The sequence below is a fragment of the Streptomyces sp. 8L genome, assembly GCF_020176795.1.
Taxonomy (GTDB): Bacteria; Actinomycetota; Actinomycetes; order Streptomycetales; family Streptomycetaceae; genus Streptomyces.
On the sequence record NZ_JAIUKE010000412.1, the window covers coordinates 1 to 11,273 of the forward strand.

At 72.5% G+C, this 11,273-nt stretch carries 8 protein-coding genes, 1 tRNA gene and 2 pseudogenes; 4 read left to right on the forward strand and 7 right to left on the reverse strand.

Annotation, left to right across the window (positions count from 1 at the left end; genetic code table 11):
- Positions 1-406: 406 nt before the first annotated feature.
- The 3 genes from LCE31_RS29010 to LCE31_RS29020 are packed head-to-tail and all read right to left on the reverse strand — an operon-like array spanning position 407 to position 2,425.
- The gene (locus LCE31_RS29010; RefSeq protein ID WP_225019437.1) at positions 407-694 is read right to left on the reverse strand and encodes a hypothetical protein; all 288 of its coding nucleotides are present in this window, start codon (positions 692-694) and stop codon (positions 407-409) included.
- Between the two features lie 10 nt (positions 695-704).
- Positions 705-1,433 (reverse strand): TetR/AcrR family transcriptional regulator, encoded by a 729-nt coding sequence (locus LCE31_RS29015; protein ID WP_225019439.1) that lies wholly within the window; start codon positions 1,431-1,433, stop codon positions 705-707.
- 35 nt (positions 1,434-1,468) lie between these two features.
- Positions 1,469-2,425, reverse strand: coding sequence for an AurF N-oxygenase family protein (locus tag LCE31_RS29020; RefSeq protein ID WP_225019441.1), 957 nt, complete (start codon positions 2,423-2,425; stop codon positions 1,469-1,471).
- Between the two features lie 387 nt (positions 2,426-2,812).
- Between LCE31_RS29020 and LCE31_RS29025 the strand changes: the two genes are divergently transcribed.
- Positions 2,813-3,709 carry an ADP-ribosylglycohydrolase family protein gene (locus LCE31_RS29025; protein ID WP_225019443.1) on the forward strand — a complete coding sequence of 299 codons (897 nt, stop codon included), beginning with the start codon at positions 2,813-2,815 and terminating at the stop codon, positions 3,707-3,709.
- 153 nt (positions 3,710-3,862) lie between these two features.
- Here LCE31_RS29025 and LCE31_RS29030 read toward each other — a convergent pair whose 3' ends face one another.
- From LCE31_RS29030 to LCE31_RS29040, 3 genes and pseudogenes are all read right to left on the reverse strand, one after another.
- Entirely contained in the window at positions 3,863-5,329 is a 1,467-nt protein-coding gene (locus LCE31_RS29030; RefSeq protein ID WP_225019445.1) for a penicillin-binding transpeptidase domain-containing protein, read from the reverse strand.
- 488 nt (positions 5,330-5,817) lie between these two features.
- A pseudogene (locus LCE31_RS29035) lies at positions 5,818-7,152 on the reverse strand (FtsW/RodA/SpoVE family cell cycle protein); the annotation flags it as partial.
- A 132-nt stretch (positions 7,153-7,284) separates the two neighbouring features.
- Positions 7,285-7,749 carry an SH3 domain-containing protein gene (locus LCE31_RS29040; protein ID WP_225019448.1) on the reverse strand — a complete coding sequence of 155 codons (465 nt, stop codon included), beginning with the start codon at positions 7,747-7,749 and terminating at the stop codon, positions 7,285-7,287.
- 191 nt (positions 7,750-7,940) lie between these two features.
- On the opposite strand from LCE31_RS29040, the gene LCE31_RS29045 reads away from it, so the two are divergent.
- Positions 7,941-8,759, forward strand: a complete 819-nt coding sequence (locus LCE31_RS29045; RefSeq protein ID WP_225019450.1) for a nuclease-related domain-containing protein — start codon at positions 7,941-7,943, stop codon at positions 8,757-8,759.
- Between the two features lie 255 nt (positions 8,760-9,014).
- Here the strand turns inward: LCE31_RS29045 and ligD are convergent, their stop codons facing one another.
- On the reverse strand, positions 9,015-9,911 hold the full coding sequence (ligD, locus tag LCE31_RS29050; protein ID WP_225019452.1) for a non-homologous end-joining DNA ligase: 897 nt from the start codon (positions 9,909-9,911) through the stop codon (positions 9,015-9,017).
- A gap of 50 nt (positions 9,912-9,961) precedes the next feature.
- Between ligD and ku the strand changes: the two are divergent.
- Both ku and LCE31_RS29060 read left to right on the forward strand, forming a co-directional pair.
- Positions 9,962-10,807, forward strand: a pseudogene (gene ku, locus LCE31_RS29055) (non-homologous end joining protein Ku); the annotation flags it as partial.
- A gap of 97 nt (positions 10,808-10,904) precedes the next feature.
- Positions 10,905-10,976 (forward strand) — tRNA-Arg (locus LCE31_RS29060).
- Positions 10,977-11,273 lie beyond the last annotated feature (297 nt).

The following is an 11,273-nucleotide window of genomic DNA, read 5'->3' on the forward strand; positions in this document are numbered from 1 at the left end:
TTGACAGCCCCTTCCCCGCGGGGGGGCGGGCGCGGGGGGGGGGGGGGGGGAGGTGGTGCGGTGCGGTGCGACGGGGGCGGATGACATACGGAACAGACGCGGACGCGCATACGGATACGGATTAGACGCGCATACGGATACGGATTAAGGGTGCGGATAGAGATACGGATGCGGACAGGACAGGACCGGCGCTCGGCGGAATGATGAACGCCACACCATGCGATTACCTGACGAGTCCGCCGAATGGCGGCGGAATTTCACCTGCGCGGGGAAAAGTGCCCGCCGTTGCGCCCTGTGCCGCCTCGCTCCCGGAGGCTGTGCCGTGAGGCCTTCCCCGGGGCGCCCGCCGGGCGGTACGGGCTCAGCGCGGTGCGCGCCGGGCGGTGCGCGCCCGGCGGTGCCGGCGTCAGCGCTCCGGGTGCGGTGGCCGGGGCGGGCGCGTCCACGGCCAGCGCGGGCCCTCCGCCACATGTCCCTCCGGGGCGTACTCGTACGTCCAGCCCTGCTGCAACCCCAGCCGCCGGCTGAACCCCGCGGGCCTCCTGCGGTACGCGTGTACGGTCGGCGGCTCACCCGCCCCGTTGGGCACCGGGACGTCGTACCACTTCGGCGGCCGGCCGGTCAGGCCCGTCAGCACGGGCAGCACGCGCCCGTCCAGCGGTCCGCCCGCGAACAGCGTGTTCTCGCTTCTCACCCGTCCAGTCTCACCCGGACGTCACCGACTCCACCAGCGGGGCCAGCCGGCGGGCCAGTGTCGCGACCGCGCCGTCCGCCGTCTCCTGCGCCGCCATCGCGGCGACCACGGCGGCGGTCTCCGCGTCCCGTGTCGCCGTCGTGGCCAGCAGCGCGACCAGATGGTCGACGAGCCAGTCGCGCAGTTCCCGCGCGTCCGGCAGCTTCTCCTCGTCCAGCCAGGTCAGCGAAGCGGACTCGACCGCGGCGATCCAGGTGCGCACCAGCATCCGCAGGCGCGGTCCTGGCCGGTCGGCGCCCAGGTGCAGGAGTATCTGCTCGGCCGCCGCGCGCCGCACCTCGTCCACGATCGCCGTCGTACGGGACGTCTCGCAGACGCCGCCGCCCCGCAGCAGGGCGCTGAACCCGGTGTCGTGCTCGTCCACGAACGCGAGATAGCGGTCCAGGACGCGCCGCAGCCGCTCCGTCGGAGGGCCGGCCGGGGCCTCGGTGAAGCAACGTTCCAGCTGATCCGCGGAGGACCGCACCGCCGCCTCGTACAACTGCTGCTTGCCGCCGGGGAAGTAGCGGTACACGAGCGGCCTGGACACGCCGGCCGCCGCCGCCACGTCCTCGGGCGTCACCTCTTCGGGTGCCCTGTGGGCGAACAACGTGAGTGCGGCGGCGAGGAGTTGGGACCTGCGCTGCTCCACGCTGAGCCGGCGGCACGCGGGAGGCGGAGCGGGCGTCGCGGCGGTCATACGGGCAGGGTAACCACTCGCGCCGCGCGGCGCGTTCAGGCGAGGAGGCCCGAACTGCGCCACAGCGCCCGCCCCGGCCCGTTCAGCACACCGATGTCGTCGAGGAAGTCGGTGAGCCTGCGCGCACCGGACTGCATGACCTCGCGCCGGTGCCCGCTGGCCCTGACCTGGGCGACCGCCTCCCGCCGGTCGAGGCCCACGTTCTCGTACACCTGCGGATTGACGAAGCACACCGAGAACACCCGCGCCGCGTGCCCGCTCGTCAGCCGGGTCAACTGCCGCTCCCAGCGCGGCGCCGTCACCATCTGGCGGCGCAACTCCTCCCGTGCGTAGCGGACATGGCGCGACTCCTCGATGACATGGATGCGCGTCACCCCGCGTACGAGCGTCTGCACCCGCTCGTCGGGGAACGTGAGCCGCTGCATCCAGTCCAGGATCTCCTCGCCGAGCAGCGTCGCCGCGAACGAACCGGGTGTCGTGGACGCCGTCTTCAGGACGCGCGCCACATTGTGGTAGACGCGCGGCACCGGATACGCGGGCGCGCCGCCCTTCTTGATCATGCGCGCGAACATCTTCGAGTGCCTGCACTCGTCGGCTATCTCGGTGAGCGCGTACCGCACATGGTCGCTGACCACGGACTTGTCGTAGATGTGCCGCACAAGGAGCTGCATCAGGATGATCTCGAACCAGATGCCGAGCGAGGCGAGCGACGCCGCCTCGTGGCGGGCGAGGTCCATCCGCTGCTCCTCCGACATGCGCCGCCACATCGGCGTGTCGTAGAGGGACACGAGCTCCGGCGGCCAGAACCACTTGCCTTCCTCGATCGGCGCTTCCCAGTCGAGCTCCGTGTCGGGGTCGAAGGAGTGCCTGGCCGAGGACTCCAGCAGGCGCTTCGCGATCTGTTCACGGTCCTTGAGCGGCCCCAACGCGTCCCGCAGCAGGGGGTCGTTCATCAGTGAGTCCCGGCTGTCGCGGGCCGGCGCTGTCGTCATGAGGGGAGCCTCCTCGATGGGTGGAGGGCCGTGTTACCGGCGGTCACCCCCCTATGAGACTGCGTGTCAGCAGGCCCGTCAATCCCTCTCGTCGTACGTGTTGACTTCTTGTCCAGCAAGGCGCCGGCCTGAACTGCCGCCCGGTGGGGCCCTGTACGGGCGTGCGCCGCTCGGGACGGTGGTCCCGTACGACCGTGTGCGCTCCGGACGGTGGCCCCGTACGACCATGAGCCGCCCCGGTAGGTAGCCCCGTACGACCATCAGCCGCTCCGGACGGTACCCCGTACGGCCTCGTGGGCTCCGGGTCCCCGGCGGATGGCCGGAACGCGACGGATCGGGCCGGAATCGTGGGGGTGTGTTCCGGCCCATCCGCGTCAGGATGGTGGTATGACTGCGATTTCCCCCACCGGCGGTCCCGACGCCGCACTCCGCAGCCTTGAAGGGCTCGCCATGGGTGACGCCTTCGGCGAGCGGTGGTTCTCCCGCTTCCGGGAGCCGGAAGAAGCACGCGCCCAGATCAGGGACCGAAGACCGCCCGAGGAACCCCAGTGGCCCTGGACGGACGACACCGCCCTCGCCCTCGCGCTGCACCGGGTGCTCGTGGAGCGCGGCACGGTCGACCAGGACCGCCTCGCGGCCTGCTTCGGTCTCGCCTACGACGCGCACTCCGGCCGGGGCTACGGCTACGGCATGCACGTCCTGCTCCCCGAACTCCTCACCGAACCCGCCTCGTGGCGCAGACTCGCACCGGACCTCTTCGACGGCGGCAGCCTCGGCAACGGCGCCGCTACGCGCGTCGCGCCGCTCGGCGCCTGGTTCGCCGACGACCTCGACCGTACGGCGAAGGAGGCGGCCCTGTCCGCCGAGGTGACCCACGCCCATCCGCAGGGCGTGGCGGGCGCCGTGGCCGTCGCGGTGGCCGCCGCCCTGTCCGCGCGCGGCGAACTGAACCTCGAAGCCGTCGTGGAGGCGACCCCGGCCGGCGCCGTGCGCGAGGGTCTCGCCCGGGCCGCCGCCATCCCCTTCCCGGTCGGACCCGCCCGTGCCGCCGCGGCTCTGGGCAACGGCAGCGGCACCCGCGCCGACGACACCGTCCCCTTCGCAGTGTGGACCGCGGCCAGGCACCACGACGACCTGGCCGCCGCCCTGTGGGCGACCGCGGAAGCGCTCGGCGACGTCGACACGACCTGTGCGATCACCGGGGGCATCGTCGGAGCCCGAACCGGTCTCGCGTCCGCCCCCGCCGACTGGCGCCGCCGCCGCGAGCCGCTCGCCCCCGGCTGAACAGAGGCCTTGGCCGTCGCCCGACGGGGGACGCCTGCCGCGCTGCCTGGAGCATCAATGCCGCACTCCGCGCCGCCGGCACGAGCATGAACGCCGCACCACGCGGGCTCCGGCCCCCGGCCCGCTCGCCCCGCCCGGCCTCCGACCTCCGGCCTACCGGGCCGTCCCGGTCAGGGCCGTCCGCATCACCGACCTGGCGATCGGGGCCGCGACCCCGCCCCCGCTGATGTCCGCGCGGTTCGCCTCCGAGTCCTCCACCACGACCGCCACCGCCACCGCGGGCGAGGGGGAGCCCCCGGCCCGCGCCCACGCGATGAACCAGGCGTACGGCGTCCCCGCGTTGCCCACGCCGTGCTGGGCCGTACCCGTCTTGCCGCCCACCGTCGCGCCGTCGATCGCCGCCTCGCCGCCCGTGCCCTCCCGCACCACGTCGACCATCATGTCCCGCAGCCGGCGCGCCGTCGCCGGGCGCATCACGCGGCGGTACGTGCGGTCGTGCTCGTGCGACAGGAGCCGGCCGCCGGGCGCCGTCGTCCGCTCCACGAGGTGCGGGTACTTGAGGACCCCGCCGTTCGCGACCGCCGCCGACACCATGGCCATCTGCAAGGGCGTCGCGGTCGTGTCGAACTGCCCGATCGACGACAGCGCCAACTGGTCGCGGGTCATGTGCCGGTCGAAGTTGGACTTCGCGGCAGGAGTCGGAACGCGCAGCGCCGTGTCGTTGAAGCCGAACCTCTCGACCGTCTTCAGCATCCCCGCGAGCCCCACCTTCACCCCGAGCCCCGCCATCACCGTGTTGCACGACCAGGTGATCGCGAACTCCAACGACGCGTCCCCGCATCCCTCCGTCTCGTTGGGCAGCCTGGTCTCCGTGCCCGTCAGCCGGTAGGGGGAGGGGATACGGGTCGGCGCCCAGGCGTCCTTCACCGCGCCCGACTCCAGGGCGGCCGCGGCCGTCACGATTTTGAACGCCGAGCCCGGCGGATAGCTCTGCCGCAGCGCCCTGTTGAGCATGGGCTGCGTATCGGCGCCGTTCAGCCGCGTCCACGCGTCCCGCACCCCCTCACCCGTCCCCGACAGCACACCCGGGTCGTACGAGGGGCTGCTGACCAGCGCGAGGATGCGGCCGCTCGTCGGCTCCAGGGCCACCACGGCGCCGCGGCGGCCGGCGAGCCCCGCGTACGCGGCGCGCTGCACCGACTCCCGCACGGTGGTGACGACCTGGCCGCCGGGGTCGAGGCGGGCGCGGGCGTCGCCGCTCAGCAGGGACGCGGCCAGCCGCGGGTCCGAGCCGGACAGGACGCTGTCCTCGGCGTTCTCCAGCCCCGTCGAACCGTACGTCTGGGACAGGTAGCCGGTGACGGGCGCGTACAGCGGCCCCTGCGCGTAGACGCGTTCGTACCGCAGCCGCTGGCGGGTGTCCCGCGAACCGGTGACGGAGGAACCGCTCACGAGGATGTCGCCCCGGGGGTGCGCGAAGCGCGCGACGGTGGGGCGGCTGTTGCCGGCACGCTTGTCGAGCCGCCCGGCCTCGACGCCCTGCACGCGTACGGCGTTGGCCAGCAGCGCGACCAGGAGAAGCAGGCAGAGCGCGGCGGCGTGCCGGATCTGGCGGGTCACCGGCCGCCCTCCTGCGCGGGACCGGGATCGCGGGGCCGGTCACCGGGATCGCGGGGCCGATCGGCCTGCCCCGCGTCCTGCCCCGTGTCCTGCCCCGCGTCCTGACGTGCGGACGCCGCCCGGCCGCGCCACCAGGGCCTCTGCTCGCGCCGCCGCGCTTCCGTACCCGGGAGTTGGTTCCCCGGCGCGAGGTCCGGAGGCGTGGCGGGCACGGGCTCCGGCGCGCGCTCTCCGGGCCGCGAGGCCGCGGCGGGAGGCACCGCGACGGGAGGCACTGCGGCGGGAGGCGCCGCCGTGGGAGGCACCGCGGCGGGCGTGGCCGCGGGCACCTCGGCCTTCGTCGACGTGGCCCGTACGGACGCGTCGTTCATCTTCGGGGCCCGTGTCCGGCCGCGTGCTCCGGGCGCAGGGGCGAGGTCCACCAGGGTCAGCCGCAGGAGCGGGGTCCGCGGTGACGGACCGTCGTCCGCGACGGCCGGATCTTCCCCCGCCTCCGCGGTACGCGGCCTGCGCGCCGCGTCGCTGATGCGCAGCAGCAGGGCCACGATCACCCAGTTCGTGACGACGGACGAGCCGCCCTGCGCCAGGAACGGCATCGCCATGCCCGTCAGCGGGATCAGCCCCATCACCCCGCCCGCGATCACGAACACCTGGAGCGCCAGCAGCGACGCGAGCCCCACCGCGAGCAGCCGTCCGAACGGATCGCGCAGGACGAGCGCCGTGCCGATCCCGCGCGCCACGATCAGCGCGTACAGCAGGAAGATCGCGGTGAGGCCGAGCAGTCCGAGTTCCTCGCCCGCCGTGGCCAGGATGAAGTCCGACTTCGCGGCGAACCCGATGAGGATCGAGTGGCCGAGCCCGAGGCCCGTACCGGTGATGCCGCCCGCGGCGAACGCGAAGAGCGACTGGGCCAGTTGGCCCGGGCCGATCCCGGCGTCGATCGAGGCGAAGGGATGCAGCCAGTCCTCCACCCTGCTGTGCACGTGCGGTTCGAAGGACCCCACCACGTACGCGCCGGCGGCGGCCAGGAGCAGGCCGGCGGCGATCCAGCCGGTCCGCCCCGTCGCCACGTACAAGAGGATGACGAAAACACCGAAGAACAGCAGCGACGTCCCGAGGTCGCGCTCGAAGACGAGAACCACGACGCTCACCAGCCAGACCGTGACCAGAGGGCCGAGGACGCGGCCGGTCGGCAGCTGGAACCACCAGATCCGGCGGCCGGTCGACGCCAGGGCCCGGTGGTTCGCGGCGAGGTACGCGGCGAAGAAGAGCGCGAGCAGCACCTTCGCGAACTCGCCGGGCTGGATGGAGAGACCGTCGATCCTGATCCAGATCTTGGCGCCGTTGACGGCGGGGAACAGGATCGGCACCACCATCAGGGCGAGCGCGCCGACGACGGAGACGTACGCGTACCGCTGGAGCACCCTGTAGTCCCTGAGCATCAGGACGACCAGTACGAACAGGCCGATGCCGAGCGCCGACCAGACGAGCTGCGTCGGGGCCGCGTGCTCGCCCGGCGTCTCCAGGTCGAGACGGTAGATGAGGACGAGCCCGAGGCCGTTGAGGAGGACGGCGATGGGCAGCAGCAAGGGGTCCCCGTAGGGGGCCCGGAAGCGTACCGCCAGATGCGCGACGAGCGACAGCACACCGAGCCCCAGCGCATAACCGGAGACATCGGGCGGCACGGCGCCGTCCCGGTCGAGGCCGACCACGGCGTAGCCGGACACCGAGACGAGGACGGCACCTACGAGAAGGAGCAGCTCGACGCCCCGGCCGCCGGGGGCACGGGGCGCGGAACGAGCGGGCTGCGTCGGTGCGGGCATGGCAGGCAACGTAGCAAGCAGACATGCCTTATGTCTGTTTATCTCATGACATAAGGCATGTCGGGACTGTCCGGGTGACGCGCGCGGTACGGGCGCCCCGGCCCGCGCGGTGGCGGTGGTCGGGTCGCGGCGTCAGCACCAGCGCGGCGCGGCCCCGATGTTGCTGATGTACTTGGCGGAGCCCCAGGCCCAGGTGCCGTCCGTCAGCAGGTACCAGCGGTTGTTGCCCCCGACGTTGTCGCCGCGGGTCTTGCAGAAGATGTGCACGATGCTTCCGTACTTCTTGAGGCCGATGACGCGGCTGCCGCGCGTGGGCTTGTCGCGCAGGTAGAGGCCGCTCCGGGCGATGACGCGCCCCTTGTACTGGCCGGCCGAGGGCTGCGCCTGATCCTGCGTCTGCTTCTGCGTCTGGGGCGCCGACTGGGACTGTTGGGCCGGCGGGGCCTGTTGGTCCTGCGGAACCTGCTGGCTCTGCGCGGTGTGGTTCCCGGGGGGCCCGTCCAGGGCCGCCGCGGGGACGGTGGTCAGGGCCGCGGCGGCGGTGAGGGTGACGGCGGCGAGTGTGGTGGCGCGGAGGCCGAGGGACCGCAGGGGCATGGTTACTCCTGGTTGACCTGAGGGGTGATTCCGACAACAGGCTTGTCCGATTGACCCTAGGTTCGCCACGGAGAGTCCGCAAAAGATCACGCGGTGCGACGAAGGCCGTTTCCGGAAACCTCCGCGGGGGCGTGCCTTCTGGTTGCACGGTTGCCCCGCCTGCTGGTCCCATGGTCCGGGGGTGATGTGTGATGGCCGGTCTCCGCGTCACACCGGCGCGGCACCAGGGCCGCGAACGGCTCTACGTCACGCTTCCGGACGGCACCAGCCTCGCCTGGTACGACCGGGAGGAGAGCAGGCTCAGCCTGGTCAGGCCGGATCGTGAGGGCGACGTGCTGGCGGCACTCGCGCCCTATGTGACGGGCGAGGTGACGGTGGGGCCGCCGCCCGTGCCGACGCCCGCGGAGCTGGACCGGCTCTCCCTCCACCCGGACGACGATCTCGCGCCGAACCGTCCGGGTGAGGCGCTGTACGCCGACCTCGACGCCGTACCGGTGTCCGCGGCCGGGCGCCTGCTGCACCGTGACGCGCGCCAGGACGCGCTGGCCGCGCAGCGCCAGGTGGGCGAGGTGCTCGACGGCCTGGAGGGCGCGGGCTGGCGGGTGCTGCACGCCGTGCCGCTGCCGGGCGCGGCCTTCATCGACCATCTGGCGATCGGCCCCGCGGGGGTTCTCGCCGTACGGACGCTGTCGGCCCGCAAGCAGCGCGTCCGGATCGCCGATCCGATGGTCAGGCTCGGCCGGAGCGCGCCGGTGCCGCACGTGCGCTGGGCGCGGCGGGATGCGGAGCGCGCGTCGCTCGCACTCGCCGTGGCGGTCGCGCCCGCGCTCGTGGTGGTGGGCCCGTCGCGACTGGAGACGCCCGCGTCGCCGCCGGGACCCCCGGACGTACGCGTCCTCAGGGACGACGAGCTGGGCACGCTCGGACGGTTGGGAGGCGTACTGAAACCGGCCGACGTGGAGTCGGTGTACGCGGCGGCGCGCAACAGGAACACCTGGATACGCGCCTGACCGACCCGGAGGCCGGCCGACCGGGAGCCGGGCCAGCCGAACGGCCCGACCCGCGGGCGAGCCGTACGAGCCGCACGGAGCCGTACGAGGCCGTAGCCGTAGCCGTACGAGCCGGGTCGTACGAGCCGTAGCCGTACGAGCCGAGTCGTACGTGCCGCACAGGCAGAACCCGGGTCCGCGGCGGAGCCGACGGCGCCCGCGCCCAGGCCGGCGCCCGCACCCGAGCCGACACCCACACCCTGGCCGCGCCCCGCCTCAGGCGGGCAGCGGCGGGGGCTCGTCCTCGAACAGGGGCGCCATCAGGTCCCCATACACCTCAAGCCGCTCCGGCATGTCGCCGAGGAGGAACCGCAAGGGGGTACGGCCGTCCGTGCCGGCCTCGACCTCGTCCCAGGTGAGGGGTGCGGAGACGGTGGGCTCGGGGCGGGCGCGCACCGTGTAGGGCGTGGCGGTGGTCTTCGCGGCGCTGTTCTGGCTGTGGTCGACGAACACCCTTCCCGGCCGGAGGTCGCGCCGCATGCGGTGGACGACGAGCGACGGCAGCGCCCCCTCGGCCTCGCGCGCGAGCTTCCTGGCGTACGCGGAGACCTCGGCGGACGGCGTGGGCGCCACCGCGACCAGCAGGTGCAGCCCCTTGGCGCCCGAGGTCTTCGGGTACGCGTCCAGGCCGTCGCCCGCCAGCCGCTCGCGCAGCCACAGGGCGACGCGGCAGCAGTCGCCGACCGTGGCGGGGGCGCCGGGATCGAGGTCGAACACCAGCCGGTCCGCCATGGCGGGGGACGCGGCGAGCCACTGCGGCGTATGGAACTCGACGACCAGGTTCGCCGCCCACATCAGCGCGGCGAGGCCGTCCACGACGACCTGGCGGCCCCGGTCCGTGCCGCGCCGGGCGGAGCGGGGCACGTCCACGACGTTCACCCAGTCCGGCGTACCCGGCGGCGGATTCTTGGTGAAGAACACCTCGCCCCCGGCGCCGTCCGGATAGCGCAGGAAGGAGACGGGGCGCCCCGCGAGATGGGCGAGGAGGGGCGCCCCCGTACGGGCGTAGTGGTGCAGGAGTTCACCCTTGGTGGTGCCGGTGGCGGGATACAGCACCTTGTCCAGGTTGCTGAGCGTGAGCCGTCGGCCGTCCACCTCGGTGATAGGTGTCATAAAATAAGAATCCCACGCGTACCCCGTAGAGCTCGCGAAAGGGATGAACTGTGCGATCGATATGGAACGGCGCCATCTCCTTCGGACTGGTCAGCATCCCGATCAAGCTGATGAACGCGACGGAGAACCACGCGGTCTCCTTCCGGCAGATCCACCGCGAGGACGGCGGACGCATCCGCTACCGCAAGGTGTGCGAACTCGACGACCAGGAGGTCACCACGGCGGAGATCGGCAAGGCGTACGAGGACGCCGACGGCGCGCTCGTCCCGATCACCGACGAGGACCTGGCGGCGCTCCCGCTGCCGACGGCGAAGACGATCGAGATCGTCGCCTTCGTGGCGGCGGACGCCATCGACCCGCTCCAGATGGAGACGGCGTACTACCTCCAGGCCAACGGCGCCCCGGCAGCGAAGCCCTACACACTGCTGCGCGAGGCGCTGAAACGCAGCGAGAAGGCGGCCGTGGCGAAGTTCGCGCTCCGGGGCCGCGAGCGCCTCGGGATGCTGCGCGTGGTCGACGACGTGATCACCATGCACGGCCTGCTGTGGCCGGACGAGATCCGCGCGGCGGACGGCGTCGCCCCCGATGCCGACGTGACCGTCCGGGACGCGGAACTCGACCTCGCCGACGCCCTGATGAACACCCTGGGCGAGATCGACCTGGACTCCCTGCACGACGACTACCGCGAAGCCGTCGAAGAACTCGTCACCGCCAAGGCCGAAGGCGCCCCGTCCCCGGCCCCGGCCCGCCCGGACGAGGGCGGCGGCAAGGTGATCGACCTGATGTCGGCCCTGGAGAACAGCGTCCGCGCGGCACAGGAGGCGTCGGGCGACGGGGACGCCGAGGTCACCCACCTCAAGGACCGCGCGCAGCCCCGCAAGCGCACCCAGAAGAAGCGCGGCAAGCGCGCCTCGGCCTGAGCGCGAAATACCAGTTCACGACGACCCCCCGGAAGCTGGTAATGTTCTCGACGTCGCCCCGAGGGGCGACAGCGCCCCCGTAGCTCAGGGGATAGAGCAACGGCCTCCGGAGCCGTGTGCGCAGGTTCGAATCCTGCCGGGGGCACAGAAGCCGGAACAGCGCAATCAAGCCGCTGACCTGCGGAAGTGCCAGTATTCAAGAGCCGGACCCAGTCTCACTGGGTCCGGCTCTTTGTCGTTCTCACGCGCCGGTTGTGTGTGAGGAGCGTGTGTCTCGACCGGGTCTTGCATGGCCGTGCTTCGCGGTCCAGATGCGCCCTTGAGTACGGCACCACAATGGGCATGGACCTTGGAGACAGGCACTGGGGTCTCCCCCTGAGTGGTGGACACGCTGATACTGGATCTGCTTGATCCGGAGGAAGCGAGAAGACCGCCGATGGCG

Excerpts from the sequence above, each read along its gene's own strand:
- LCE31_RS29015 (WP_225019439.1), bottom strand. The coding sequence starts at position 1,433 with ATGACCGCCGCGACGCCCGCTCCGCCTCCCGCGTGCCGCCGGCTCAGC.
- LCE31_RS29020 (WP_225019441.1), bottom strand. The coding sequence starts at position 2,425 with ATGACGACAGCGCCGGCCCGCGACAGCCGGGACTCACTGATGAACGAC.
- LCE31_RS29025 (WP_225019443.1), top strand. The coding sequence starts at position 2,813 with ATGACTGCGATTTCCCCCACCGGCGGTCCCGACGCCGCACTCCGCAGC.
- LCE31_RS29040 (WP_225019448.1), bottom strand. The coding sequence starts at position 7,749 with ATGCCCCTGCGGTCCCTCGGCCTCCGCGCCACCACACTCGCCGCCGTC.
- LCE31_RS29045 (WP_225019450.1), top strand. The coding sequence starts at position 7,941 with ATGGCCGGTCTCCGCGTCACACCGGCGCGGCACCAGGGCCGCGAACGG.
- ligD (WP_225019452.1), bottom strand. The coding sequence starts at position 9,911 with ATGACACCTATCACCGAGGTGGACGGCCGACGGCTCACGCTCAGCAAC.